27 protein-coding genes are annotated in these 24,946 nt (G+C 48.3%); 16 read left to right on the top strand and 11 right to left on the bottom strand.

All coding sequences use genetic code 11. The features are described from left to right. The first annotated feature begins 146 nt into the window (after nt 1-146). Nucleotides 147-647, top strand: a complete 501-nt coding sequence (locus O9X78_RS18565) for a CBS domain-containing protein (RefSeq protein ID WP_269621227.1) — start codon at nt 147-149, stop codon at nt 645-647. Here the strand turns inward: O9X78_RS18565 and O9X78_RS18560 are convergent. The 8 genes from O9X78_RS18560 to O9X78_RS18525 form a co-directional block, all read right to left on the bottom strand. Beyond that, on the bottom strand, nt 641-1,219 hold the full coding sequence (locus O9X78_RS18560; protein WP_269621226.1) for a hypothetical protein: 579 nt from the start codon (nt 1,217-1,219) through the stop codon (nt 641-643). The two genes, O9X78_RS18565 and O9X78_RS18560, sit on opposite strands and share 7 nt — an antisense overlap. Nucleotides 1,220-1,279: 60 nt before the next feature. Next, nucleotides 1,280-4,639, bottom strand: a complete 3,360-nt coding sequence (locus tag O9X78_RS18555) for a UvrD-helicase domain-containing protein (RefSeq protein WP_269621225.1) — start codon at nt 4,637-4,639, stop codon at nt 1,280-1,282. Then, entirely contained in the window at nt 4,636-7,305 is a 2,670-nt protein-coding gene (locus O9X78_RS18550; protein WP_269621228.1) for a PD-(D/E)XK nuclease family protein, read from the bottom strand. Before O9X78_RS18550 ends, O9X78_RS18555 begins: the two co-directional genes overlap by 4 nt. 55 nt (nt 7,306-7,360) lie before the next feature. Then, a complete protein-coding gene (locus tag O9X78_RS18545) occupies nt 7,361-7,615 on the bottom strand; it encodes a DUF2164 domain-containing protein (protein WP_269621224.1) in 255 nt (84 codons plus the stop codon). Nucleotides 7,616-7,682: 67 nt separating this feature from the next. Then, nucleotides 7,683-8,924: a TIGR03862 family flavoprotein gene (locus O9X78_RS18540; RefSeq protein ID WP_269621222.1), complete on the bottom strand. Its 1,242-nt coding sequence runs from the start codon at nt 8,922-8,924 to the stop codon at nt 7,683-7,685. 129 nt (nt 8,925-9,053) lie between these two features. Beyond that, nucleotides 9,054-9,911, bottom strand: a complete 858-nt coding sequence (locus tag O9X78_RS18535; protein ID WP_269621221.1) for a MipA/OmpV family protein — start codon at nt 9,909-9,911, stop codon at nt 9,054-9,056. A 141-nt stretch (nt 9,912-10,052) separates the two neighbouring features. Beyond that, nucleotides 10,053-10,484, bottom strand: a complete 432-nt coding sequence (locus O9X78_RS18530) for an acyl-CoA thioesterase (RefSeq protein WP_269621219.1) — start codon at nt 10,482-10,484, stop codon at nt 10,053-10,055. 167 nt (nt 10,485-10,651) lie between these two features. Further along, entirely contained in the window at nt 10,652-11,299 is a 648-nt protein-coding gene (locus O9X78_RS18525; protein ID WP_269621217.1) for a TetR/AcrR family transcriptional regulator, read from the bottom strand. A 94-nt stretch (nt 11,300-11,393) separates the two neighbouring features. Here O9X78_RS18525 and O9X78_RS18520 point away from each other — a divergent pair, with 94 nt between their 5' ends. The 4 genes from O9X78_RS18520 to O9X78_RS18505 are packed head-to-tail and all read left to right on the top strand — an operon-like array spanning nt 11,394 to nt 15,522. Further along, nucleotides 11,394-12,860, top strand: a complete 1,467-nt coding sequence (locus tag O9X78_RS18520) for a flavin-containing monooxygenase (protein ID WP_269621216.1) — start codon at nt 11,394-11,396, stop codon at nt 12,858-12,860. Nucleotides 12,861-12,869: 9 nt separating this feature from the next. After that, nucleotides 12,870-13,736, top strand: coding sequence for an SDR family NAD(P)-dependent oxidoreductase (locus O9X78_RS18515; protein ID WP_269621215.1), 867 nt, complete (start codon nt 12,870-12,872; stop codon nt 13,734-13,736). Beyond that, entirely contained in the window at nt 13,733-14,674 is a 942-nt protein-coding gene (locus O9X78_RS18510; protein ID WP_269621214.1) for an alpha/beta fold hydrolase, read from the top strand. Before O9X78_RS18515 ends, O9X78_RS18510 begins: the two co-directional genes overlap by 4 nt. A gap of 29 nt (nt 14,675-14,703) precedes the next feature. Next, entirely contained in the window at nt 14,704-15,522 is an 819-nt protein-coding gene (locus tag O9X78_RS18505) for an SDR family NAD(P)-dependent oxidoreductase (protein WP_269621213.1), read from the top strand. Between the two features lie 126 nt (nt 15,523-15,648). Here the strand turns inward: O9X78_RS18505 and O9X78_RS18500 are convergent, their stop codons facing one another. From O9X78_RS18500 to O9X78_RS18490, 3 genes are all read right to left on the bottom strand, one after another. Then, the gene (locus tag O9X78_RS18500; protein WP_269621212.1) at nt 15,649-16,068 is read right to left on the bottom strand and encodes a GFA family protein; all 420 of its coding nucleotides are present in this window, start codon (nt 16,066-16,068) and stop codon (nt 15,649-15,651) included. Nucleotides 16,069-16,356: 288 nt separating this feature from the next. After that, nucleotides 16,357-16,941, bottom strand: a complete 585-nt coding sequence (locus O9X78_RS18495; RefSeq protein WP_332108536.1) for an integron integrase — start codon at nt 16,939-16,941, stop codon at nt 16,357-16,359. 12 nt (nt 16,942-16,953) lie between these two features. After that, on the bottom strand, nt 16,954-17,349 hold the full coding sequence (locus tag O9X78_RS18490; protein WP_269621210.1) for a site-specific integrase: 396 nt from the start codon (nt 17,347-17,349) through the stop codon (nt 16,954-16,956). A gap of 332 nt (nt 17,350-17,681) precedes the next feature. On the opposite strand from O9X78_RS18490, the gene O9X78_RS18485 reads away from it, so the two are divergent. The 11 genes from O9X78_RS18485 (at nt 17,682) to O9X78_RS18435 (ending at nt 24,408) form a co-directional block, all read left to right on the top strand. Then, nucleotides 17,682-18,239: a hypothetical protein gene (locus tag O9X78_RS18485; RefSeq protein WP_269621209.1), complete on the top strand. Its 558-nt coding sequence runs from the start codon at nt 17,682-17,684 to the stop codon at nt 18,237-18,239. A 525-nt stretch (nt 18,240-18,764) separates the two neighbouring features. Beyond that, nucleotides 18,765-19,064 carry a hypothetical protein gene (locus O9X78_RS18480; RefSeq protein ID WP_269621207.1) on the top strand — a complete coding sequence of 100 codons (300 nt, stop codon included), beginning with the start codon at nt 18,765-18,767 and terminating at the stop codon, nt 19,062-19,064. 437 nt (nt 19,065-19,501) lie between these two features. Beyond that, the gene (locus O9X78_RS18475; RefSeq protein ID WP_269621205.1) at nt 19,502-19,861 is read left to right on the top strand and encodes a DUF2750 domain-containing protein; all 360 of its coding nucleotides are present in this window, start codon (nt 19,502-19,504) and stop codon (nt 19,859-19,861) included. Between the two features lie 91 nt (nt 19,862-19,952). Then, nucleotides 19,953-20,381 (top strand): hypothetical protein, encoded by a 429-nt coding sequence (locus O9X78_RS18470; RefSeq protein ID WP_269621204.1) that lies wholly within the window; start codon nt 19,953-19,955, stop codon nt 20,379-20,381. 109 nt (nt 20,382-20,490) lie between these two features. Beyond that, nucleotides 20,491-21,285, top strand: coding sequence for a hypothetical protein (locus O9X78_RS18465; RefSeq protein WP_269621202.1), 795 nt, complete (start codon nt 20,491-20,493; stop codon nt 21,283-21,285). Between the two features lie 122 nt (nt 21,286-21,407). Beyond that, nucleotides 21,408-21,956, top strand: a complete 549-nt coding sequence (locus O9X78_RS18460) for an NMCC_0638 family (lipo)protein (protein WP_269621201.1) — start codon at nt 21,408-21,410, stop codon at nt 21,954-21,956. A gap of 49 nt (nt 21,957-22,005) precedes the next feature. Beyond that, nucleotides 22,006-22,374 (top strand): glyoxalase superfamily protein, encoded by a 369-nt coding sequence (locus O9X78_RS18455; protein WP_269621200.1) that lies wholly within the window; start codon nt 22,006-22,008, stop codon nt 22,372-22,374. Between the two features lie 120 nt (nt 22,375-22,494). Then, nucleotides 22,495-22,821, top strand: a complete 327-nt coding sequence (locus O9X78_RS18450) for a DUF2185 domain-containing protein (RefSeq protein ID WP_269621199.1) — start codon at nt 22,495-22,497, stop codon at nt 22,819-22,821. Between the two features lie 109 nt (nt 22,822-22,930). Continuing rightward, on the top strand, nt 22,931-23,230 hold the full coding sequence (locus O9X78_RS18445; RefSeq protein ID WP_269621198.1) for a hypothetical protein: 300 nt from the start codon (nt 22,931-22,933) through the stop codon (nt 23,228-23,230). Between the two features lie 378 nt (nt 23,231-23,608). Further along, entirely contained in the window at nt 23,609-24,025 is a 417-nt protein-coding gene (locus O9X78_RS18440; RefSeq protein WP_269621197.1) for a DUF5412 family protein, read from the top strand. Between the two features lie 65 nt (nt 24,026-24,090). Then, nucleotides 24,091-24,408 carry a hypothetical protein gene (locus tag O9X78_RS18435; protein WP_269621195.1) on the top strand — a complete coding sequence of 106 codons (318 nt, stop codon included), beginning with the start codon at nt 24,091-24,093 and terminating at the stop codon, nt 24,406-24,408. Nucleotides 24,409-24,946 lie beyond the last annotated feature (538 nt).

Below are 24,946 nucleotides of genomic sequence, written 5' to 3'. Positions count from 1 at the left end.
CACTAGGTTTTGCCACTGTTCTGGGCGGCGGTGTTTTCTCATGGGGGTAACCTCAACTTGGAAAATATGAGGTTACTTTAGGGAAAAATTGTACGCGAGGGCAGGACGTCTTGGAATGACCGCTTACGCTGCAGGTGCGCGACGTGATGACGCCACGACTGGTGATTTTCAGCCTAGCAGAAAGCGCTATCGTTAGTGAGGTCGTGGATGGTAATGACGTTATTCCGTTTTCCAGAATCCCAGTCTATGCGGATGAGCCCGAAAAGATCACCGGCTTCATACGTAAAGATGAATTGATGCTGGCCATGGCCAGAAGTCCAAATGAACCACTCAGTTCTTTGCGGCGTGAATTGTTTGTCGTACCGGAGTCGTTGGCAGCGTCTGAGCTACTTAAGAAATTGACAGAAATGCGCTTGCAGATTGCCTTGGTGGTCAATGAATACGGCAGCGTAATGGGAGTGGTTACGATGGAGGATTTGGTAGAAACCATGCTCGGCATGGAGATTGTCGATGAAACTGATACGGCGGTAGACATGCAGGCTTTGGCAAGGGAGCTTTGGGCGAAGAGGGCGCGGCGATTAGGTGTTTTCGACGACGATAAAATTAGCGCCGCCACATCGTGGCAGGCGCCTGGATCTAATCAATAGCTGAAGGTTAGCGGTTCCTTGTCTTCACTCTTAACCGTCACTGGCAGACGGAAATCACTAGGCATTTTTCTAACCGTGTATTTTTTGCCCCGGGCCTTATGCTCGTAGCTAAAATAGACATTATCTAGCCCGTCAATGGTGTATGCGTCGTAATGGTCTGCAATGGTCGGGTCTGCAGGCTTCATGCCTTCAATCGTTACCCAGCCGCGAAATATGCGGAAGTAAATATCGCCGGATACACCCCAAAAACCGACTTCAGATTGCGAGCGCACCGAGCCATCAGCTCCGCTAAAGCGAAAGTCGGTGCGATATGTACCGTCGGCGGAGCGCTCAGTTAGCCATTCTTTTTGTTCGCCATTGGCGTTTTTTCGAATGCCATACCACTTACCTAAGAGCATTTGACGCGACGCGCTGGTGGCCATTTTTTGGACGTCAGAGGGTTCGTCAGACTGGCTTTCTTCTGCATGCTCGTCACTTTGTAAGGTTGCCGGCGCCACCGTTTTACTGGTTTTAAATTGCGAGCAACCCACTAAAAGCATCGACAATAGTGCAAACCCTAGTAGTTGTTTCATGTTTGAACATCGTTCCCAAATTTGCCCTCGCGGGCCACAAATCAATTGTTAAATCTGGCCCTAGGTTTCTTCCAAAACCAGCAGGTGCTGATGGGCGGGAAAATACAGGGCCGTAGTGATCGCGCATTCTACCCCAGTTGCTTGTAAAGCTTGCTGATATATCTTCATTTTTGTTTGATATCGCTCAGCTTGAGCGTCAAAAAACAGCTTTTTATTCCCTTTTGCCCTCGCGGTTTTGTAATCGATGATCCAGCAGCGGTCTTGGTCGATAAACACGCGGTCTAGAATAAGGGTTTGCCATTGGCCGCCAATTATCCTACGGATGGTTTGTTCGCTTGCCTGCCACTGGTAGCTCGCTAAAATCCACTGGCCTTTAGGGCAGCTTAAGGTATTGCTAACCAGTTCCATCACCTTGGCAACGCTTTCCTCAAGTAGGGGCTCTGGGTGACAGTGATGGCGCAAGCGCTGAGTAATACCGCGCTGTAAACGGTCATTATTTAATAGCCAATCTTCGCGATCATTTCGTCGGCCAAGGCGCTCCATCAACTCGTGGAAAACAATGCCCACTGCGCGCTCTTCAATATTGTCTTCTAACACCGCGTTTTCGGTTTGGCGTTGCGCCCGTTGCAATGGCGACTCCACCGGCTCGGGCGCTTGCCAGACCGGTTTATTGGCAATGTGCAAATTACGTAGCCGAGGTGACATCGGCACCCGCATCGGCGGGACGATATCATCGGTCTCAATGATATCGCTACGTTCAAAGTCATCGCCTACGCTAGCCCATAGCCGTGCCAATATACTGCCTGCCGTCGGCGTCACATCACCTTTGCTATTTAGTTGGGCTTGGCCAAACACGTGTAAGGAGCGTTTGGCGCGGGTTAGGGCCACGTAGATTAGGCGGTCGATCTCTTCGTCTAAGGCGCGAGCTTGATTGTTACTCATGTAGCGATAAAGTTTTTCTGCTGCGGCATCGGTGTTGGTTTGCTGCGGCTTCGGCGCAAAAATCATATGGCCACGCAAGCGTTGCCAGGCGAGCAAGTCGCGGTCGGCATTGCGACCAGTGGCACCGGTGCCGGGCAAAATCACCACATCAAATTCCAAGCCTTTGGATTTGTGGATCGTCATTAATTCGATATTGCTGCTAGGTGGCGCCGCATAAAGTCGCTCTAATGCGCGCTCTAAAACACCGATATCTTCTAATAATCCAGCCGGGGCGTGCTCGTCGAGAAGGCTGAGCACGCGGTCGATGTCTTGTTGTTGGTGCGCTTCAATACATGCCGGGCCACCGAGTAAATGCCATGCGCTGCGCAGTGCCCAGCGCAGGTCGCGACTTTGTGGGCAGCTCTCTAGCCTGATAATAGTTTCGCGCAAATGAGTGAGTGCTTGCTGACCCTCTGAGCTAAGCTGTGAGCAGACTTCGGTATTCAGAATGGCATCGCGGAGCAAGCCGCCGGCCTCACGTAGCAGCAGCAGATCATCCCAACATAGGCCAACAAATGGTGCGCGAACTAGGCTGGCCCACGCAACATTGTCGGCTTCATGCCATAGCGCTTTTAGCAGTGACATAAAGTCCATGACCGCGGGCGTGGCGGTTAGGCTGTCGATGTCTTGACCCGAAAACGGAATGCCCGCAGATTTGAGTGCCGGCACAATATATTTTAGGTGGCCACGGTTGCGAACCAATATGGCGATGGACGAGTTGCGGCCTGCAATATTGTCGCTGGCTTGCACGCCTTGAATTAACTCTACAATTGTTTTTGCTTCTGCCTGACCAGCACTGAGTTTGGCATTGACCCTTTGGCCAAGCACCTGCGGGTGTATACAGACTTCGCCGGTATTTTCCCGCTGGGGTAGCGCGGCTTCATAGTGGCGGCCGCGATCCGTAAATAAAATTTTGAAGCAATCGTTTACCCAATTGACCAGGTCGGGGGAAGATCTAAAGTTCGCCTTTAGCTGCAAGGGCAAAAGAGTTTTACCCGCGAAGTTGCCGCGCTGCTGTAGCTCATTAAATAGACTGACGAGGCTTCCGCGAAAGGCATAGATTGATTGTTGCAGGTCGCCGCAAAAAAATACGCTGCGCCCGTCATCCTCTTCCCAGCCTTGGCATAGCGCTTCGAGTAACTCTATTTGGCTAACCGAGGTGTCTTGCATTTCATCGACCAAAATATGTCGAACGCGGTCTTCGATAAGTAAGCCCTCACCAACCTCTTCACCGTTCTCGGCGCTGAGCGCGGTGATGGCGCGCTGGGCGATTTCGCCAAAGTCGACACCGCCTTTTTGCTCAAAGCTAAGTCGCAGGTGGGCCAATAAATAGGCGAGGGCGATGCGGAAATGGCCAACAAGTTCTCGACTGCCGTCGGGAAAATAGGGCGGCGGTAGTATTGATATGTTCGCTAAGTGCAACGACGCTTCGCTGAATAGGTTGTCGTCTTCTAAGCCTTTTAACCACGACTTGGCCTCGGCGGTGCCGGGCTGGCCAGCCTTGAGTCCGGCAAAATTCAATGACCTAGGTTTATATAATTCACCCTTGCCGCTGAGAATGGCACTGGCTAAATGTTGAATTAACTCAAAATCATCGCTACTCAACTCGCTGCTGGGGCGTAAGTCGGCAGCCCATGCATGGTCTTCATTACTTGCCGACGAGGCAATAAAGGCGGAGATGAGTTGATCGATATTTAATGTCTGTAGTGCCGCCCACGCTGGTTCAAATTGGCTGTTAACTTCCTCTGCGAGCGCCGCCTCCATCACGTCGAGATCGCCGCTGATAACATCCCGTAGCCACTGATCACGCTTAGACAGAAGCGTGGAAAGTAGGGGCAGCAGTGTTTCTATTCTATTGCTGCCATAGGCGAGCAAACTCTGTAATGCCGCCGCGAGAGCGGGCGGGCAATTGGGCTCATCCATTTGTCGAAACAAACTAAGGATTGCCTCGCGATAGAGTGCATCGGCGTCGGTGACCGGCACTGCGGCGCCCAAGCCAGAGAGCAGGGGAAGACGGCGTACCAAGCTGCCGCAAAAACTGTCGAAGGTGGTGATGCGCAAACGTGCGCTATTTTTTAAGAGATGCCAGTGATTAGCCGCATCGCGTTCCAATACTTTGTAAACCGCCTCGCGAATATCGTGTTCGAAGCCGCTACTTACCGCAATGGGCTCTTCGCCTTTTGCGGTTGCTGCCAAGGCATTGGCGCCATCTTGAAGCGCAGACAAAACCCGCTCTTTGATTTCGCCTGCGGCTTTATTGGTGAAGGTAATCGCGACCACAGTTTCAGGTTTGTCGACGGCGAGTAGGCAATGCAAGTAGCGTAATAATAAGACGCCGGTTTTGCCTGAACCTGCCGGGGCCCTAACCAATACTGAGTGGCGTGGGTCGACCGCTTGCCGGCGTTGATCTTGATCGGGTGGGCGAGGAAACTGGCTCATTGTGCATCTTCCTCAATACTAAGATCGCGCAGCAGCGGCATTAAAAAAGCACTAAAGCCTCGGCTGTGGTTTTGGCTAAAGTCATGCTCGATATTCCCAGCCAAAATACCACTGGCCATTTCCTGCAGGGCAGTGGACCATGCGTCTAATTCGGCCTGCCATTTTTCGGGATTATCGACATCACTGTCGTGGGGCTTTTTGGCGATAACACTGTTTGCCCAGTTACTACGCATATGAATTTTTAAATCGTCGGGGCTTTTTACTTGCGCGAGCATAACGCCGTCTAATTGTTGCTGCTGTTTGTTTTGCACTAGCGCGTAGATGGGCAATTGTGGCTCGGTCAAATTGTCTACGCTGAGCGAACGCCCGTCGATGGTGCCGGTTTTATAGTCGATAACTAATAATTTATTACCGATTTTATCAATGCGGTCCATGCGAATTCGCAGGGGAATCCCCATCAAATCACTTTCAATTAACTGCTCGGTTGAGAGCACCTCAAAATCTTCTAAACGGGCGCGTTCTTTTTCGTCTAACCACGCACAAACGAGGGTAATTACCCGTTCTTTTTCGAGCTTTAATAAGGATGCACCAAAGCGCGCAACACTGAGTTCGGGATTCTCTAGCGCGCGTTCGCTACTTGTGCGCACCAATGCTGCCAATTGCAATTTACTGCAGGCATCTAGCGCGGCTTTGTTTTTTAAACTTTCCCAAACAAATTGTAGGGTGTCGTGAATTAACACACCTTGAATACGGTGATCCAAGCCTTCTGCGGTTACAGGAAATTCGCGCAGATTTAATCTGTATTTTAAAAAAGCAAAAAAGGGACTACTTGCGTATTCCTTAAATAAACCAGTGCCGCCACGAATAGCGCGGTGCTGTGAAGGGTCAACGGGGCGCACTAGATCGCTAGCTGGCATATCTAGCTCTCCGTGCATGGTAAATCGATTTGCGCTCGTTCTAAGCTCGTCGTCGATATACTCTGCTAGCAACGTGCATGGCCCAAGAGGGCTGCCCGCGTCGCTTTCACGGCAGTGGCTAATATGTATCTCTGGCGCCGAGCGCAAAAGATTCCGCAACAACTGCTGATCTCTTTGTAAACATAAGCTCGGATCACTGTTTGGGTAGCACGCTTGCTGCTGAAGCTCTAAGGGTAGGAAGGGCGATGGCTCAACTCGACGCGGCAGAGTGCTATCATCAAGGCCCATTATCCACACCGCGTCAAACTTCAAACCGAGTGCGTCATCGTATTCCATTATGCGTATTGGACACGCCCAGTTTCGGCTTACCGAAAAACGTTTGGTGCTTAATATATGTTGCAGCCAAGCAAGCGCAGTGTCGTGATTGATTTCGCCGAGTTGGCGATCAAGGGCGCGAAACACATCCATCGCCTGGCTAAAGCCGCGCCGACATTCCTGCACGACCACATCGTCATCGCTGGCATTTGGCCAGCCGGAGTTCAGTAATAGCTGATCAAAAAATCGTACCCATGATGAAGGAAGCTGTCTAGCTGGCATGGCTTTAAGCATGGTGTCGAGGTCGTGCAAAACATTGCTGACATTGGGCTCGTCAACTTCCATTTTGCGCGCCAGTGACAGTGCGCTGCGCAAGGTGGTTTCTGGACCGAGATATTCTCGCCAGCGTAGGTCTAAATTCGCCCGCCCGCTGCGAGATTCCGGCCAGCCGTGAACAAAGCGTGACCTTAGTATTCGGCTAAGCTGTTCTAGGGGTACGGCTCTGGTATTTAGCGAAATTAAATCCCACGCGGACTTGATCAGCGGGTAGGACATCAGTGTTTCGCTGGCCTCAAATAGCCAGGGCTCTCTCGCCGCTTGCTCCGGCTGGGGGAATAGACCACTGGGATAGAGCTGCCGTTGTAAAACATTGTTTAGCACCGCACGATATCGCTTCATATCCGGTACTAAGATGGCGAACAGGGACGTGTCTAGCGCTTTGTTATGTTCGAGCTCGGCGCTGAATTTTTCGCTAAGCCAGGCAACAAGTGCTTCGCATTCTTGGATTATTTGCTGCGCCGAGCTAAATTTAGGCACGCTTTCTATCACTGTATTGTCGGCCAGTGTTGCCATCGATATTTTATTGGCACAGCGCTGAATAAAGTTGTTTACCGCAGGGCTAAGTTCTAGTCCTTCACTCAAGACAAGCTGGTCAGGTAAATCCAAGGCAGACTCATCTAGCAATGTGCATAATTTCGCTGCTAGTTGTTGACCACTCAGTGCCGATTGCTCATTGAGTTTGTCTTGCATTGTACGCTGCCAGTGATAGAAGGCTTGGTACTCTGCAGAGAAGCGATAGAAGTCTTCGTCGTCGCTGAGTTGATACTGCGCATGGAGTTGAAACGCGTCTACAAATTGGCGGGTAATCGCCATGCTATTCAAGCAGTTTTCAGGATAAAACTCGCTGTCTTCAATAATCTCTCTAGCGATCGCCAGTAGTTGGATGGGGCGCAGCACCTGCTGTGCGGGAAAGGTTGCGTCCCATAATTCCGCGAGCCATTGGTCTACCGGCATGACGGTTACGGTTTCGATAAAGGCCTGGTCATGGCTGCCGCGCAAGCGGGCAATGCGGTCTCTGCATTGACGGGCACTGGCATCGCTGGGCATCAGTACAATACTATGACCACTGCAGCTCAGTAGCTCGTTTAACTCCATCAATGCCACGGTTTCTTCCTTTTATGGGCGCACAGTAATTTCAATAAACTAAATTTTATCGAACAAAGCTAGTGGGTTTTTCAATGTCGTAAAGTGCATCGCTGATATCCGCCAGTTTTTCTTCAAGCAATACTTTTGCGTCGTTTAAGCCCCTATTATAAAAGTAAGCGCCTATTTCTTCTGAGAAAAAATCCGTTAAGAACTCGGCATCAAATTTTCCAATGTCTTGATGTAGTTCATCCTCAAAATATCGCTGTACTTTGGCGATAATGATATCTTTCTCATCTTTCGAAAATTCGATAATGGCCATTTCGTCTCCATACTTATTTCAAATATACGTTTTTATTAAAAATAAATTTGCTAACTAATTTTTTAAATTAAGATTTAATACGCTCACCCAGCGCGGCATTCGCCGCCCACACTGCGGTGGCATAACAGGCAGTAAGTAAATAGCCGCCGGTTGGCGCCTCCCAATCTAGCATCTCGCCAACGCAGTAGGTATTGGGCAGTTGCTTAAGCATCAGCTTATCATCTACAGCGCTAAAACAAATTCCGCCATCAGTACTGATTGCCTCATCGAGCGGCCGAGTTGCTGTAAAGGTTTGCGGCAGATTTTTTATCAACGCCGGAATAACGTCTAAATCGGCCATCTGTTCTTTGCTTGTTAGGGCTTTAAACAGGGCGAGCTTATTGCCGTTTAGTCCGCACTGTTTGCGTAACACATTGGCGAGGGAGTCTTTGCTGCGTCGTTTTGCCATTGCCTGCTGCAGTTTTTCCACCGAGCGGTCGGGATCAAGATCCCAGTGTATTGTGCATTTGCCGTACTGCTCTATGGCGTCGCGCATGGGGGCAGATACGGCATAGACTGGTCCGCCTTCAATGCCATAGTTGGCGATAACGGCGTCGCCGCGCTGGCGCCATTCAAGCCCATTGCTGTCTTGTATGCTAATGGCTATGGACTTAAGCGGAGTGCCGCTAAAGTTGCTTTTAATGTCTGTTGGCCAAGGGTATTCGAATCCGCAGTTGCTGGGCCGAAATTTTGCGCAGCTAATGCCGCGCTCCGCGAATGTTGCTAACCAATGCCCGTCTGAGCCAAGCGCCTCCCAACTGCCGCCACCTAGAGCAAAAAAGGTGAGGTCGGCTTTTACTGTGAGGCTGCTATTTGGCCCTTGGATGAGTAGTTCATCTTGCTGATTCCATCCTAGCCAGCGATGGCGGCTGTGGATTCGAACACCATTCTCGCGTAGGCGGCTCAACCAGCGACGTAAAAGGGGAGCCGCCTTTTTCTCGACCGGGAAAACACGCCCCGAGCTACCAACAAAGGTTTCTACACCCAATTCGGCAGCCCAGTTGCGTAAATTGCTGGCCGTAAATGCGTCTAGCACAGGTTTGAGTACAGATGATTTGTTGCTGTAGCGCCCAACAAAGTCATCCCAGTGTTCATTGTGGGTAAGATTTAAGCCGCCAATACCCGCGCGTAGAAACTTGCGGCCCACCGTGGGCATCGCGTCGTACAGGTCGACGATTATTCCCGCCTTGCTTAGTTGTTCTGCCACCATCAGTCCTGCAGGGCCGCCACCGATCACGACGGCAGAGAGATGAATGGCGGAATCAGACATGGGGCGACTCGAGAAAAGTGGGTGCGCAGATTGTACCGTAATCGGCTGCGTATTGAGACCGACGACGGCGATAGAAAACGCATTTGGACAAGTCTTGCAGGTGGTACAAATATCTAACTAGCGGTTTAACTACAGGGCGATGTCGTCTATACGAGCTGGGCCAACGGTGGTTTCAGATCGCCATAGAATACGAGACAGAGAAATACCGAAATACGCACCGCTATTTTTACGGAACAACGGACTATCATCGAATGCCGCGTCATGCAGATCGTAGTAGCCTACGCTAGCCGTTGCTCGCCAATTTCGGTCGAGCTTCAGGGCCGCAAAGCCGTTGATGCCCACGCTATTGTAACCGCGCTCGGCCTGATATGCCGGTCGGTTGGCGGTGGCGAATTGCGGTGCAACGCCATAAAAATAGTTGTGGTAGGTTTTATCGCCATAGCGGAGTTGTATGCCCGCACCGAGAATGACACGGTCGTCGTAGTGCCTGCGCCAGCGTAGTTCTGGATTAAATAACCAGCCCTCATAATCAAGCGCTGGGAAGTCGTCGGCGGCTAACAATGCTCGCATATTGAAGCGCAGCTGAAGTTTCTGGTCCGGTGTGTCTATGAACTTCAAGCGCAGTGATGGCCCAAGTTCGAGGCTGACGTTGAGATCATTCATGCCTTCGCGAGCGCGGTTGTCCTCGCTGTTCACGGGCAGACTGCCGCCGGCAGAAATGTCGAGATCCCAACGCTTGCTCTCAAACAATAAGCCGCGTAAACCGTCGCGGCCAGCTTTTAAGCGCGAACCGCGATAAATAATATAGGGAAAGGGAAGGGTATAACTTTGGCTTTGATCTGCACCGGGGTAATCAGGCAAATGTAGGGTCGCAAGTCCAGCACCTATTTCCCATTTCGGTAGGCGCTCATTATCATCGTTGTCGGCAAAGACGCTCCCCGAAACTAACATGAAGCTCAGGAATAGTACCTGTAAGGGACGGAGCATAAACTTCTCTTTATTTGAAATAGTGCGACTTAATAGGTTTATAGCATACGTTCTTTGAAAATGGAGTAGATCACTGCACGGCGACACGAAGCTGTATCGCCTTCACTGACTTTCCACAGATGAAGTGAGCGCGTGTTTGGCTCAGATAGCGGTCACTTTTGCGATGAATCCTGCCGGTACGTTACACACAGATTTACTGTCGTAGTCGAAGAACAGCATGGTATTGCGGAGTCGGGCGGTTTCGATATTTTTTGTCAAATTGAAAAGTCGAAATGCCAGATCAACGCTCTTGGCAGTAAAATTAACAGCAGCGACGTCAACTCGAAGTTGATCGCCATAGTGAGTCTCGCTGATATAGGAGATTTCTGAGTGGGCCATAATTAAACCAGCTTCCTCGAACGCGGTTGCCTCTTCATAGCCCAGCGCGATAACAAAGCGAAGCTGCGCCTCTATAGCGATGGACGGAATGCGATCGGCGGCTAAGTGGTTGGCGACATTCACGTCGGAATACAGCACGGTGTATTCGGTGCTGAATTGAAAGCGCTCCGGTAGCGCAATGGATCTTCTAGACATAGAAACTCACTCAGGGATTGATAAAACATGCGGCAGTTGATCGCGTAGCACTAGGATAACAAGGAAGCGCCGCTGTATTTTCCTATGTTGCGCTATAACTACTAATAAAAGACTCGTCGGTTTGTACAAAAAGATGCAGAAACTAGCAAATAAGATTCTGTGCGCTGTTATTGCCCGCTCTCTAGCAGACTGCGTATCAAGCGGCTATTGGCATTGACGAGGGCGGCGCGTGGTGAGCGGTAGTCGTCCAGTAGCCATTGCATTGCAGACTGAATAATCGCGCCGACGAGTGCAATACCGGTAATACGGGTCTCTTCTTCTGGCAGGGACCAACTTGGTTTTATCGCCTTGCCTTGAAGCAGTAGTAAATCACCAAAATCTTGGATGCGACTTGTGTACAGCGCGTCAATCCGCGGGCTTACGCCGAGTACTTCTAGCCAGCAGACCCGCGCTACCCTCGCGTTTTCATAGGCGGTAAAAAATGCGTCGAGACCGGCGTTAATTTGCAGCTCAGGATTTCCTAGGTCTGCCGCCTCAGCTATCGCGAGTATGACCTTGTCTTTAATCTGGTCTACTGCTTCGGTATAAACCTCGACCAGCAGGTCTTCGGTGTCGTGAAAGGTTTTGTAAAAGTAGCGGTCGATTAGGCCTGCCTGCTTACAGAGCATACGGACTGTCGTTGCACGATAGCCAATAGTGCCAAATAGCTCTAATCCGGCGTCCATGAACTGACGACGCTGCCGTGCCAGCCTGTCGGCGGCACTTTCGCCGCCGTATGTGCGACCTGTTTCAGTATTTTGTTTGACTTTTTTCATGCGACTATTTGACGACAAGCGCCATCAGAAGTAAAGTGATGTTGCGCGTCATCAGTTTTGGGTGTCGTTTGAAGCTCTGAGAGAGAATAAAAGCATGCAAGCACAGCGGAATTATCGGGTGGTTATTATTGGCAGCGGTTTCGGCGGGCAGTGCGCTGCAATCCGCTTGCAAGAACAGGGGATCAGTGACTTCTGCATTCTTGAGCGCCGCGATTTCATGGGCGGTACTTGGTGTCAGAACAGCTACCCAGGTGCGGCGGTAGACGTGCAGTCGCCGTTGTATTCAATTTCCTCAGAGCCTTATGCGTGGTCGCAAATGTTTGTTGAGCGCGACGAGTTGCAGCGCTACACCAATGAGGTCATTGATAAACATGGCTTGCGTGACAAGACCACACTGAATGCCAATGTGAAGGAAGTGCGCTGGAATGAAAGCACTAAACGCTGGTTGCTGGAAACCGACGAGAGCGGTGTATTCGAAGCACAGGTGTTGATCAATGCCTCTGGCCCCTTGAGTACACCTGTTATACCTAACTTCCCCGGTCGCGATACCTTCAAAGGTAAGAGCTTCCACACTAACGGTTGGGATCATTCCTACGACTACCGCGGTAAGCGAGTCGCCATTGTTGGCAGCGGTGCGAGTGCCGCTCAGGTGATTCCCGCGATTGCGGGGGATGTTGCGGAACTGCATGTATTTCAGCGCAGCCCTCATTGGGTATTGCCGCGTCCAGACCGGGTCTTTTCATCCTTCCAGCGCAAACTGCTCGGCATAAAGCCTCTCTATAAGGCGTTGCGATGGTCGATCTACTGGGCCTTAGAAACCCGCGTTATCGGCTTTAAGTATTCAAAAGCGATGCTTGATCTCGTGGCCACGCGCAAAGCACTGGCGCATCTTAATAAACAAGTGCCAGATCCTGCGTTGCGCAAAAAGCTAACACCGGACTTCACCATAGGCTGCAAGCGTATCATTTTGTCTAGTACGCTTTATCCAGCGCTGTCTCAGAAAAACGTGACCGTGCATGATAAGCAAGACGGTATCGCGTCGATCAATGAGACCGGTATTCTCACGGCGCAAGGTGAGCAGTTGGATGTTGATTTAATCATTTGGTCCACGGGCTATGATGCCACCGACGGCGTGATCTCTTATCCGGTAGTGGGCAGAGACGGTATGAGCTTGTCGACCTTTTGGGATGAATTCCCGCGCGCCTATCTTGGCACCGCAATTCCTAACTTCCCCAACTTTTTTGTGGTGACCGGACCAAACACAGGCATTGGCCACACATCTGCAATATTTATTATCGAATCACAAATGAAATACATCATGGACAGCCTTCGTCTGCTTGATAAAAGCGGCAAGCAGTCTGTGGAGGTAAGGGCTGATGCCGAGAACGAGTACACCCAAATGGTGCATTCTGAAATGGAAAAAACCGTCTGGAAGTCTGGCGGCTGCACGAGTTGGTATCAGAGCAAGAGCGGCCATGTTGTCGCCATGTTCCCCGGTTTTAGTTTTACCTATCGCCGACTGGCTAGCCGTTTCCAGAAAAAACATCACGACTTTAAATAAGGCACTGACATGAAAAATTTTAATAATAAACTTGTCGTTATTACCGGCGCAGGCTCCGGCATGGGCCGCGCATATGCGCTTGAGTTTGCGAGCTTAGGTGCACGGCTGGCACTAAACGATTACGACGCAACTAGTCTTGCCGAAACAGTGGCGCTCGTTCAAAAAACGAGCAAGGTCGATATCCATAGTGCGGCGTTTGACGTCTCCGATCGCGCCGCCATGGAGAGCTTTGCTGCTGACGTAAAAGCTGCCTTGGGTAATGCTCATGTGATTATTAATAACGCCGGAATCTCTGGCGCCGGTAAGCCGGTGTGGGCCACACCACTCGCGACGATCGAGCGAGTAATGAATATTAATTTTTACGGTGTGGTACATGGCACCCAAGTTTTCCTCCCGCAGCTAATTGAAAATGGCGAAGGTGCGGTAGTGAATGTATCTAGTATTTTTGGTCTTATTGGTCCGCCAAATAATAGTGAATACAGCGCTGCAAAATTCGCGGTACGTGGCTTTACACAGGCGCTCATGGTGGAGTTGCGCGACAGTCCAATTAGCGTGCATGTTGTACATCCGGGTGGCATTGCCACCAATATTGCCAATGTGCCGCAACACCAAGCGTTTTCAGACAAGTATTTATCAACGCCGCCAGAGAAAATTGTTCGCCACGTAATACAAGGTATCCGCAAGGGTAAGCCGAAAATTGTTTACGGCAATGACTCCTTTAAAACATTGATTGGCGCTAACTTCCTCCCCCTGTGGCTAATGAATATATTGGTGTGGCGAGATTTGAAAAACGTGATTGATCGCAGTGATTATCCGGCAATATCTTCGCCCGCTCCGGCTGTGTCTGAAGGTGTAGAAGGGAGCAATTCGCTGTGAAGAAGTCGATATTATTTTTACTTGTTGCCGTAATTGCAGGCATCGCGGTGTGGTCTGTCGTGACATATCCACGCATTGGTGGCGAGGTGCTGACCCTAGCTAGTCGGATTGAAACAACGCTATACGGACTGCATCCATCAACAGTAGAGATCAGTGATAGCAATCTTATGACGTGGCAGGGCGGCCCTAATGACGCAACAGAAACCGTGGTGATGATCCACGGTTACAGCGCAGATAAAACCGTATGGATGCGTTTTGCTAGTCATTTTACCGATCACTATCGGGTACTGATTGTAGATCTTCCTGGTCACGGTGAAACGGCCTTTGACCCAGCAATAAAATACGACTCGATAAGCCAAGCTCAACGCGTATTTCAAACAATGGATTCACTCGGTATTTCCCGCGCTCATGTGGTCGGTAATTCCATGGGCGGTTTTATCGCTGCGCAAATGGCCTTGTTGAATCCAGATCGGGTACAGAGTGCAACCTTGATAGATGCTGCTGGTGTCGCTTCGCCAACGCCGAGTGATATGGAACAGTTGTTGGCGGCGGGTAGCAATCCTTTCCAGATACATAACCGCGCTGAATTCGACAGTTTCTACGCCATGACGATGGCGCAGCCACCTTGGCTACCAAGAATGATATTGGACTATATGGCAGACGACTATATCGCCCGTCGCGACTCTTTGGCGCATATTTTTAAAGATTTCCATCAAGTTGATTTCCTCGATGCGCGATTGTCTGAATTCACGGTGCCAGTTTTGGTGATGTGGGGAGAGCGTGATCGTCTCTTGCACCTCAGCATGGCCGCAGTGTGGACGAACGGAGTTTCGAATGCGGAACTCGTTACTTATCCAGAGTTTGGTCACATGCCAATGTTGGAAGCCCCTGCACAAAGTGCCGGCGATGTTCTCACTTTTCTCGCCAAGCATCGCTGAGCCCAGCGTTAATAAAAAAGGAAATAAATATGAAAACGTTTAAAGACAAGGTCGCTATTATCACTGGCGGTGGTGGAGATGGCATCGGTCATCATCTTGTGATGGAGCTCGCTCGCTTGGGCGCAAAGATCGCTTTTTGCGACATCGCAAAGCTAGACACAACGGAAGGGAAGCTAGATCAACTTGGCGCAGACTACTACAGCGAAAAAGTAGACATGGGCGACAAGCAAGCCATCAATACCTTTATAGACAATGTCCTCACCCGTTTTGGCTGTATGGATCTGCTGATTAATAACGCCGGCATTGCATCGGGTGATCTCACCTTTGCGGAGGCTAGCGAGCAGGACTTTGAAAAAATAACCAATATTAATTACTGGGGCGTCATCCACACTACCCAGCGTTGCTATCCATATTTAATGGAACGGCAGCAGTCCGCTATCGTCAACCTTTCAAGTTCTCAGGGCATTCTCGCCGCACCTTACCTTGTGCCCTATTGCACAACTAAGTTTGCGGTACGTGGCTTTACCGACAGTCTTCGCGCGGAGCACTACATTCGCGGAATTCGTAACTTAACCGTACATACAGTGCATCCCGGTGCGGTGGCGACTAACATCACCATTAATGCCGATCATCACAATACCAGTACACAGAAGTTTCACGAGGAACTGCAGCGCGGCACACAACCAGCCGACGCGGCTAAGATTATTCTCCGTGGTGTGCAAAAAAATGTCGGTCGTATCTTTATTAGCGATGGCCGCGTGCAAGATATATTGGCAAGGTTGTTCCCCACAGGATCAATGTACATCATCAAATTTTTGATGCGCGTGCGCGGCATAACCATACGCTAAAACAAAATTAGAGCGTTAAAGATGGTAGCTAATTGACAAAGCAGCTCTTATGCAAGGGCTGCTTTGTCGTTGGCAAGCTCCAAATTAATATTTTTAAATTTTCTGTATTTCAAATCGCCGGACTTACTACACCGGCTGTTTATCAAACTGCGGTACACCTGCTGGAATTTCATACCAATCTTGTTTTTGACTCACCCAAATGTGCGCATCAGGCTGCAGTATTCGAGTGTCCGTTAAATTCGCCGCTTTTAGTTTTATCACATCGGGCTGGTCGGGATTGAAATGGTAAATACGATTGCCGCAGGTGGGGCAAAACTTCGCGTAGTTTTTATTGCCGCTTTCTGCCAGGCGCTCCCATTGCACTAACTCTCCCTCAAATATCACCGACTCTGTAGCTACCAGCGCCGTAAGACTAAACGCGCTGGTCGACAACTTTTGGCACTCTTTGCAATGGCAAGCCATCACCTTAGTCGGCGGCGATAAAAGTTGATAACGCACATTCCCGCACTGGCATGAACCTGAAATGGGATATTGAATATCTGTCACACATCCTCCTTTGGAGATCTATTAAGATTCTATAGTAGGGGATAGTAGCGCTGACAACGGCAGCAAACAATCCGACAATATTTTCAGGCAAGGGAGTAATAGAGTTGTCGCTTAGTAGCAGCAGTGCTTGGGTAGGTTTTCTATCACGGAGCTTTACTATAGTCGGCGGCCTCACAGATCGAGTTGCCCCATTGGCACATCTGCTTAGATGTAGACTGCTATTCTAACGTCTGGGAAAAGACGGAAACATTCGCGTTCAGTCGCTGAATTTCAAATTCGACTAACCAGTTAAGCAAAGAGGCTATCAGCCGGGCTTAAAACGCCTTTCCCTCCGCGATTGACCACGTGGGTGTATATTTCTGTTGTGCTTATATCTGAATGTCCCAGCAACTCTTGGATTGTACGTAAATCATATCCAGACTCCAGCAGATGAGTGGCGAAGCTATGCCTAAAGCTATGAGATTTTGCAGGCTTATGAACTTTCGCTGCTAGAACAGCTTGTCGAATTTGCTTAGATAATGAAGATGGGTGCAAATGGTGTCGCCGAAGAACGCCAGATCTTGGGTCTTTCCCGATTTTCGTGGAAGGGAATAGGAATTGCCAAGCAGTCTCTTTGGCTGCAGAGGGGTACTTTCGATTCAAGGCGTCGGGTAAATAAACTTCACCATAGCCGTCAATAATATCTTGGGAGTGCAACAGTTCAACACGCGCAATCTGTTGCTTTAATGCAGGGACTAACCTCATTGGAAGCATGGTAGTGCGATCCTTATTCCCTTTGCCGCCGCGAACAAAAATATTGTTACTGCTGAAATCAATATCTTTAATTCGAAGTGAAAGCAGCTCTGCCTTTCGTAAACCAGAGCCGTACATCAGCTCTACTTGTAATCAGTGAGCACCCCGAAGATTGGAAAGGATCGCGGTGATTTCTTCTCGGCTATAGACAACGGGGATGCGCCTTGCACCCTGAGCCGGTTTAAACGCGAGATCGCCAATATCCAGCCCCATGAAACGCTTGTATAAATAAACCAAGGCATTTAGTGCGATTCGTTGGGTATTTGTAGAGCACGTGCGCTGTTCTGCTAAATGACTTAGGAAGGCCTCAACATCGGTCATACTAAGATCTTTTGGATGTTTTCGCCCATGAAATCGTATAAACCGTTTTACCCAATGCAGGTAAGTTTGCTCTGTCCGGTAGGCCAGACCATTTTGGCGGATGTGTAAGCGCAATTGATCGAGAAAGCGACCTGAATGGGGTGAAATAAGCGGGCGAATGTCTTCCATGACGGCTCCAAAATATACTGTATAAAAATACAGTACATGTGTTTTTGTCGCGCCGTCAAGGCATGTGAACAAGAGAGTACTTCTCATTAACACATTGGCGAGTTACTTAACTTATTGAATTTTATAAAAAACGCGATATGATCAAGGGAAAGGAATGTTTGGCAGAAATAAAGGGAATTAGTCTTCGTTTGACCGGCGCTCGCTAATAGTGAGATCGGTACCTCATTGAATTCCCTGTATTTTTTCAATCAACGTAAAAGCCAGTTCCGTGATAAGGGGGCCAAAATGATATATGGCCTGAGTCGTCTGAATAAAACTGTTAGGTGTTTATGATGCTTCGAATAATTACATTTTTATTTCTCATAGGCATTTGCTGTCATACAAATGCAAATCCACTAGCGCCTATCAGCTTCGAATCAATGGTTAGTGATTCCACACATATTTTCTTGGCAACTATCAAGGAGGGGAGGGAAGTCTTCAATGAAGAGATTGCTGAGTTTCCCTTCCCTGTCTACAGGATGAAGATTGAAAAATGGATCGTCGGAGAGGAATCCAGTTTAGGGGTAGAAAACTATCCATCCTTTTTTCAACTAAAAGTAGGCGGTACCTATCTTGTTTTCGTAAACGAAGCGCGGCGATCCCCCCTTATCAGATTAGCTTTGGCCTTAGAAAAGGTTTATTCAGGGTCTATTGATATGAAGGAACCCCGGTTTTGGTACAAGTTCACTGAGCGAGAAAATAACATAAGTGTGGAATTGCCCATCTCACTCAAGCCGAGGGTGGTTTCTGAAGAGGTCGATGGCGCAACTGAAAAGCTAATTTCGTACTATTTTTTATTCGAGCTATTAGATATGGAAGACTATATAAGAGGTATAAAAAGTGACACCTAACAAAAACCGGCAGTCGGACAGCCAAAACTCCGCGCCTTTTGTGCTACTCGCTAGCGCTCAAAAATTAGCACAAAAGCCACTCTGTTCTGTCTTCCGCTGCGGTTGGCGTTATGAGTCCAAGCGATGAAGATTGATGTCACATGCCCTCAATGTAAAAAAGAGGCAATATCAAGATTTAGAAAGGTCACGGCACCTGGAATGTTTATGACATGCAAATTTTGCAAAGCAGAAGTTGGCATAGAAAATATGTTTTCGTCAGTAAATATTATTTCCGTAATTATTGCTCTTCCGCTCATTAAGTTATTTTCAGAGTCATTTCTCTATTGGGCTGGCTGGCTTGTGCTTATTGTGGGCTGCACATATCACTTGGTGAAAGTACCACTTAAAATAATTAATGCCGGGCCTAACCATGCCAAGTACAACTCATAACAATTTGCAGCACGTAAAGCGCCGCTACGCGGCTCGGACCTCCGTTCCGCTGGCGCTCCACTGCGGCCCGTGTGCAAGGCGTTATGAGTCTAGACTATGTCTGAGTTAAGTCGCCTTGTCGGTGAAAAGTTGATTGAACTTACTCAAGAGAATGAAGAGTTATTTGCTCGCTTTGGTTGTGGCAACCTCAGAGCATTTACGCCGGTCTCATTGGTAGGGTCTATAAGTGAGCTGGTTGGCAGAAAAGTCGAATCAATTAATTTTAAAGATTCAGAGGCACTCATCTTAATTATGGATGGTGGCGCTAGTATCGAAATATCATTGGCTCCAAGTAACTACAATGGGCCTGAAGCGTTTTGCGCAAGATTTAACGATGGGGTAATTGTTGTTGAGTAAACCTCATAACAAGCCGCTCAAATACGTTCCGGCCACAAAAAGCGTGGCCTCCACCGGACTCGCTAAGGCTCGCCGTTTAGCGGGGCGTTATGTGTAGATTCAGATGAGCGGAGTATTCGGTGTCATTGTACGGAGGTGGAGACGCTGCGTGGTATGCGGGTATAGCTTATCGGGCGAGGATGTGACCTGCGCTCATTGCGGCCATATGCATAGCGAGGAAGATATAGACAAAGCAGACCGAAGGATAAGAAAAAAAGAGTGGCTAAGCGCAATCTGTGGGTTAGTCTTCTTTCCAGCACTGTTTTACGTCGTTATTAGGTATTTCAATGGAGTTTGAAACACATAACAATGGCGGGCAGTTGCCGCTGAGAAGCGCGGCGGGACAGCCAAAACGCTGCGCTTATTTGTCTGCCCCTGCCGCAGGGCGTTAGGTGTATATGGGTATTTCTTCAGCACAAGCGTCAAAGTTCTACCAAGAAGTTGCCGAGAATGGGGTCGTTTGGGGCATAAAAGACAGTGGAGGTTTTCCTGCGCCACGGGGAACAGAGGGCAACCGAGCAATGCCATTTTGGTCGTCTCGGTATCGCGCTCAGACAGTAATAGAGAATGTCAGCGCTTATAAGGGTTTTGAGCCTGTGGCTATCTCATGGGAGGTGTTCTGTGAGCGTTGGGTACCTGGTTTGTCCCAAGATGGCCTTTTGGCAGGTATAAATTGGTCTGGCGAACGTGCCACAGGCTTTGATATTCAACCATCTGAGTTGCAGGAAAATGTCGAAGCTGTGCGCAACAACACCTAACCAGGCCATTAAGGTTGTTCCGGGCCGGTGGCCCTCCACCGGACGGCTTTCAGCCGCCGCTTATGGTGAGCGTTATGCATCTTAGAATAGTATGAGAATTTTCAGATATAAAAGGGAAGAAACTCTGGGGGCTTACAATTTTGGTCAGTACCAAATTTATGTGTGCATGCTCAGCAATAGCAAAGGCGAACTATCTAAGGGCATTACGGTGTTGCCATCGGACAGCATCATTGAGTTTCCATTCCCGCTATCTGAATCAAGCGCACTTCAGCTTTCTAATTATTTATCTTCAGTTGGTGGCGGTGAAATCCCGCAAAATCACAAAGTAAAAGGCAGCTTGGCCAATCTCTTCACCGCAGCGTATTTCAAGTTCTCAAAAATCAAAGAAGGTATGGTTAAGGGGCGTATATCCCTGAGCTTATTTGGGGCGGCACGCACAGCATGGGTTACCGTAAATCCATCGTCAATGTTAGCCTGTTCGCAAGCAATCAATAAGCTATATGGTGCCAGCAATGCATAACAAGTTGCTCAAGTTCACTCCGGCCACAAAAAGCGTGGCCTCCGCGGGACAGCCTACACTGCGTTTCGGCTGCCCCTTAGCAAGGCGTTAGAGCTCAATGGGAGACTCTGTGAATAGATTTTGTGGCTGGCTGAAAACCGAGATCTTTCGGATATTGTGCTTGCTGCTGGCAGCGTATTTCTTCATCGCATTTCACAGCGATGTCGGGTTCCCCGCCGGTGGCAAAGTATCTAGCTCCGGAGGACTATATCTCGTTCTGTCGATGTTCTTCTTCCTCGTTCCATTTGCCAAGCGGCTCAAGCTCGGAAAACTATTCGAGTACGAAGCAAAAATTGACGAGCTCAAGGGAGACGTAGACGCATTCAAGTCCGAGATGCGACAGACGGTCGCGTTACAAGCAAACCTCATCAATGCCGTAAGTAACACCGTCAGTCAGAACATCAACATCAACGTCCCTTGGGGCCGTGAAGCCGAGAAGGCTAAAGAGGACCTCGACGAGACTATCCCTGAGTCACCGGAATCGACAACGCTTGAAGACGAGATTCGAAGAATTCTGATACAGAGCGAAGACGATCCAAATTACGCATTAGCCAAGCTCCGAATGGAGCTAGAAAGTGAACTTCGACGAATCCTTGGGTATCGCACGAAGACTGCTGATCCAACTCAAATGAAAGGCAAGTTTCTATCGGCTGGGCCTCTGTTCAAGAAATTCGTTGCACGTTTCCCGAAGTACGCTGGTGCACGAAGTTCTTTTGATTTTATTTTGAGCGTATGTAACGCCGCCATTCATGGGCAGCGCGTGTCGGACAAATACGCCCATGAGGCACTATATGTCGGGGTCAGGTTGCTAGAAGAATTTCGCCAAATCCAAACAGTTCAGGATGCTGAGGCATGGGAGAGTTGAGCTCTAACAAATCGTTGCATCGGACATTTGACCCGCTGCCCATTTTTGCTTTCGCAAAAGCAGGCATCGCCTAAAATGCCGTTGAACTCAGGCGTTAGGTGCCATCAAGGAGTTTACCGACAATGAAGTTAAATAAATTATTATTAATCCCCCTATTAACCACTGCACTCATAGCTTGTGACAACCCAGCTAAAGTGAAATCTTCACCCGAAATGTTTGCTGCAAACTTTGCTTTTACTGCATGCGTTCGCCATGCAGGAGAAGGAGAAAAACTAACAGCACTTTTTAATAAGAGCGGCATTAATCAACTACCTGATAAACTTGCTGATAGTTTTTTAAAAGGTGAAAGTGGTAAAGCTTGGTCATTCACTTCGCCAGATGGACAATTCGCAATAACTTATAAAACAGATGGTGTTTGTACGGTATTTATAAAACAAACGGATGCTGACTTGTTTATCGCTGAAACTAACAAAGTTATGAAGCGTATTTCCCAGAAGGTTGGTTGGTCATTCTCACCTGACAGTATTCCAAACTTTGCAGGTTCAACCACCTTGGAGTCATTTACTGTTTCTGGTAAATCTAAAGACAGTAAAAATGTAAATATCACATTAAGCGCAACGCATGCTAAATCAGGTAGTTATCAAGTAGCATTAAGTACAAACGTGATTTAATGGCACCTAACAAACTGTTAAAAGTGGCCATCGAGACATCGGAGTAACAATGAAATTTGGAAACACTACGCCAATATTGAGAAGCTTCGATGAAGTTAAGGCTAAAGAATTCTATTTAACGTTTCTAGAGTTTGAATTGGATTGGGAGCATCGGTTTTCTGAGGGATTGCCACTTTATATGCAAATTTCAAAAGGTAGTTGTGTGCTTCATATATCTGAGCACCATGGAGATTCTAGCCCTGGAACGGCGCTAAGAATCCAAGTCAGTGATCTAGAAGCGTATCACGAGTTATTGCTCGGTAAAAACTACAAGTTCGCTAGGCCTGCCATACAAGACATGCCGTGGGGAAGCAAGGATATGTCGATTTCCGATCCATTCGGTAATAAGCTTGTTTTTACAAGTTCAGTTAGCACTTAACAAACGTAGTCAGTGCGAAATTCATTCCGGCGTTTTTTGCATGCCGATCGCTACGCTGGCATGCAAAACCCACCTACATAAATTCTCCTGCTACGGGCGTTATGCGTAAAGGAAAGAATCGTGAAAAATTTCAAGCTTAAAGCCGAGCAAATAAAGGAATTAGCTAAAGGGCATGGTGGTTGTATCGCTACAGATATGATTACGGTGGAAGGCAAGCCTGTTGGCTACATGTATCGCGAGGCGCCAAATAATCCTCAAGATAGTGGTTGGTGCTTTATGTCAGGCTATGAATCTCAAGAATACATGGATGAGCCAGCGAATCACGAAATTTACGACGTAAATACAATTGCAAACTACGACCCAGAAATTATCCCATTGTTAAATTCGCCTATAGGTAGCGCGTTTGAAAGAAATGAATCTAGCGTGTTCGTAGAAATCGATGAGTAATATACGCATAACAAACAAAGGCAGCATCGCCCTGCGGGCTGGACGCGCTAACGCGCGCCGCTGCTTTGGGCGTTAAATGTAAAGAGTAATCAGCAACGTGCTAATACTAATGGATAGAAGACCAAGTGCTGGATACCTCGTTGGAATTATTGTTTCAGCTCTGGGCGCTCTCGCCTTGGTTGTATTTCTGTTTGTGTCCGGGGCCGTAAGTGTTTTTAAGGCTTCTCTTATTACATTGGGCGTAGGCTCACTGATCTATTATTATGCATTGCCAATTATTGCTAAGAGACAAAACTTCATTGGTGCTGGTCCCGAGAAACAGTTAGTCCAAGTCAATTTGGTGCCTTATTTTGTATTTGTCCTAATATTTTTGGCATTTGCGGGCTATGGTTGGTATGCAAACATTTAACAAGGCCAAGCACAAATGCCAGCGCAAAAAGCGCGCTGGCTGGACCTCGCTACTGCTCGGCCTGTGTTGGCGGCGTTATGAGGCTACTCAAAAATGATGGTTTCTAGCCTCTTAAAAAGGCGAATAGCATATATAGCGTGGATGGTGCCTGCGGGGCTGATTTACGGTTACATACGATATCGGCTTAATGCAGACGTGTTGGCGGTAATTGCTTTTGTCGCAGTAATAATTTTTGGCCGCCTATTAATGGACAAAACCATAAAGTGAATGCCAATGTCTACGCCACATAACAAGCACCTGTTGTCGCCCCTGCGGGGCTGGGACAGCCAAAAACGCTGCGCTAATTTTGCCTGCCCCAAAGGCGGGCGTTAACTGCCTATGAAAGTTTGGAAGAAAGTTGCGATATCTTTCGGCATTTTGATTGTTGGCGTTCCGCTGGTAATCGCGGGACTATTCATTTATGCAGCCAGGGACATGTGTGGGAATGAAGTTTACACTGAAGTTATGTCGCCCAATAGAGATCATAAAGTAGTGGTGTTTCAAAGAGATTGTGGAGCAACAACTGGTTTCAGCACTCAGATTTCAATAATTGATTCTGACGATACGCTCGAAAATGAGGGTGGCAATATATACATTATCGATGGTCACCCTAAGGATGTCTCCCCGCCCGTAAGGTGGGTTTCCAACACAGAGTTGAGAATAGAGAGAAGCTTGGATGGTTCGGAATATAAAGCTGAATCTAGCTGGGGTCTTCTGAACAAGGTTAAGGTTACGTATGGCGCAGGCAGCAGTTAACAAGTTTGTCAAAAGGACGCTCCTAGCGTCGCGCCTTTTACAAAAGCGTTAAATTTCAGGTGAGCATGGAGAGTATTCCGAGATATAAAAAGGTAGAGGCCATTTTCCTGGGTATTCTTGTCCCCTTGGCTCTGGTTGGCTATACCATTTATTTTGTAGCCCAATCTGAAGCAGTATTTTGGGGCAGAAGTTCTACCGTAATTTATCATGGCACGGCGGCATACTTTGTTTCATTGCTGTGGTTTGGGGTATCAGCGTTAATGCTTGGTCATTTTCTGTTTCGCCCGTATCGGCTGTTGGCACCATCAAGGCATAAAATATTCATGTGGTCATCGGCACTGTTTGTAGTGGCAGGTTTGGCATCAGCAGTGGTGCTAGTCTGAAAAATTTAACAAGGCAAGGCAAAATCGTTACGCTGCGCTCCACTGGACGCGCTAACGCGCGGCTTTGCTTGCGGCGTTATGGCTAAACCAGGATTAAAGTGAAGTACGTTGTTGGATTAATATCTTTAGCTGTTGGAATATTCGTTGTCTTTCTCATTAAAGATTGGGGCGAGTGTTCATTTACCGAAGAATATGCAACAGAGAGAGTGATCAGCTCTTTGTCAAAGTTTCAAAATTTAAAGTATTTGGGAAGTCCCAATTTCATAGAAGGCGACTGTTCCTACAACTACCTATACAAAGACGAGACCAGCGAAATATCTTATGTTTTCACTAAATGGGGCGAGGTTCATAAATGGGACCATGCGCATGACAAATAGCAAATGCCATAACAAGGCGCTGTTATCGCCGCTGTGATCTTGTCCCAATTTAACGGACACCAAAATCTAATAGATGAGGTGTCCTATGCCAAAATACACAAAGCCAAGAAAGACCTGGCAGTATTCAGATGAATTCAAAGTGAAAGCGGTCCAACTGAGTT

It is taken from the genome of Zhongshania aquatica (assembly GCF_027257955.1).
Taxonomy (GTDB): Bacteria; Pseudomonadota; Gammaproteobacteria; order Pseudomonadales; family Spongiibacteraceae; genus Spongiibacter; species Spongiibacter aquatica.
The sequence above is the reverse complement of the archived record's forward strand: the minus strand, read 5'-3'. Positions and strand labels throughout refer to the sequence as shown.

What these genes read in the sequence shown, in the direction of transcription:
- O9X78_RS18435 (WP_269621195.1), top strand. Translation starts at nt 24,091, where the DNA reads ATGGAGAGTATTCCGAGATATAAAAAGGTAGAGGCCATTTTCCTGGGT.
- O9X78_RS18535 (WP_269621221.1), bottom strand. Translation starts at nt 9,911, where the DNA reads ATGCTCCGTCCCTTACAGGTACTATTCCTGAGCTTCATGTTAGTTTCG.
- O9X78_RS18565 (WP_269621227.1), top strand. Translation starts at nt 147, where the DNA reads ATGACGCCACGACTGGTGATTTTCAGCCTAGCAGAAAGCGCTATCGTT.
- O9X78_RS18475 (WP_269621205.1), top strand. Translation starts at nt 19,502, where the DNA reads ATGGGTATTTCTTCAGCACAAGCGTCAAAGTTCTACCAAGAAGTTGCC.
- O9X78_RS18490 (WP_269621210.1), bottom strand. Translation starts at nt 17,349, where the DNA reads ATGGAAGACATTCGCCCGCTTATTTCACCCCATTCAGGTCGCTTTCTC.
- O9X78_RS18440 (WP_269621197.1), top strand. Translation starts at nt 23,609, where the DNA reads ATGAAAGTTTGGAAGAAAGTTGCGATATCTTTCGGCATTTTGATTGTT.
- O9X78_RS18460 (WP_269621201.1), top strand. Translation starts at nt 21,408, where the DNA reads ATGAAGTTAAATAAATTATTATTAATCCCCCTATTAACCACTGCACTC.
- O9X78_RS18480 (WP_269621207.1), top strand. Translation starts at nt 18,765, where the DNA reads ATGTCTGAGTTAAGTCGCCTTGTCGGTGAAAAGTTGATTGAACTTACT.
- O9X78_RS18525 (WP_269621217.1), bottom strand. Translation starts at nt 11,299, where the DNA reads ATGAAAAAAGTCAAACAAAATACTGAAACAGGTCGCACATACGGCGGC.
- O9X78_RS18515 (WP_269621215.1), top strand. Translation starts at nt 12,870, where the DNA reads ATGAAAAATTTTAATAATAAACTTGTCGTTATTACCGGCGCAGGCTCC.
- O9X78_RS18505 (WP_269621213.1), top strand. Translation starts at nt 14,704, where the DNA reads ATGAAAACGTTTAAAGACAAGGTCGCTATTATCACTGGCGGTGGTGGA.
- O9X78_RS18545 (WP_269621224.1), bottom strand. Translation starts at nt 7,615, where the DNA reads ATGGCCATTATCGAATTTTCGAAAGATGAGAAAGATATCATTATCGCC.
- O9X78_RS18555 (WP_269621225.1), bottom strand. Translation starts at nt 4,639, where the DNA reads ATGAGCCAGTTTCCTCGCCCACCCGATCAAGATCAACGCCGGCAAGCG.
- O9X78_RS18540 (WP_269621222.1), bottom strand. Translation starts at nt 8,924, where the DNA reads ATGTCTGATTCCGCCATTCATCTCTCTGCCGTCGTGATCGGTGGCGGC.
- O9X78_RS18560 (WP_269621226.1), bottom strand. Translation starts at nt 1,219, where the DNA reads ATGAAACAACTACTAGGGTTTGCACTATTGTCGATGCTTTTAGTGGGT.
- O9X78_RS18530 (WP_269621219.1), bottom strand. Translation starts at nt 10,484, where the DNA reads ATGTCTAGAAGATCCATTGCGCTACCGGAGCGCTTTCAATTCAGCACC.
- O9X78_RS18445 (WP_269621198.1), top strand. Translation starts at nt 22,931, where the DNA reads ATGGATAGAAGACCAAGTGCTGGATACCTCGTTGGAATTATTGTTTCA.
- O9X78_RS18520 (WP_269621216.1), top strand. Translation starts at nt 11,394, where the DNA reads ATGCAAGCACAGCGGAATTATCGGGTGGTTATTATTGGCAGCGGTTTC.
- O9X78_RS18550 (WP_269621228.1), bottom strand. Translation starts at nt 7,305, where the DNA reads ATGGAGTTAAACGAGCTACTGAGCTGCAGTGGTCATAGTATTGTACTG.
- O9X78_RS18470 (WP_269621204.1), top strand. Translation starts at nt 19,953, where the DNA reads ATGAGAATTTTCAGATATAAAAGGGAAGAAACTCTGGGGGCTTACAAT.
- O9X78_RS18485 (WP_269621209.1), top strand. Translation starts at nt 17,682, where the DNA reads ATGCTTCGAATAATTACATTTTTATTTCTCATAGGCATTTGCTGTCAT.
- O9X78_RS18455 (WP_269621200.1), top strand. Translation starts at nt 22,006, where the DNA reads ATGAAATTTGGAAACACTACGCCAATATTGAGAAGCTTCGATGAAGTT.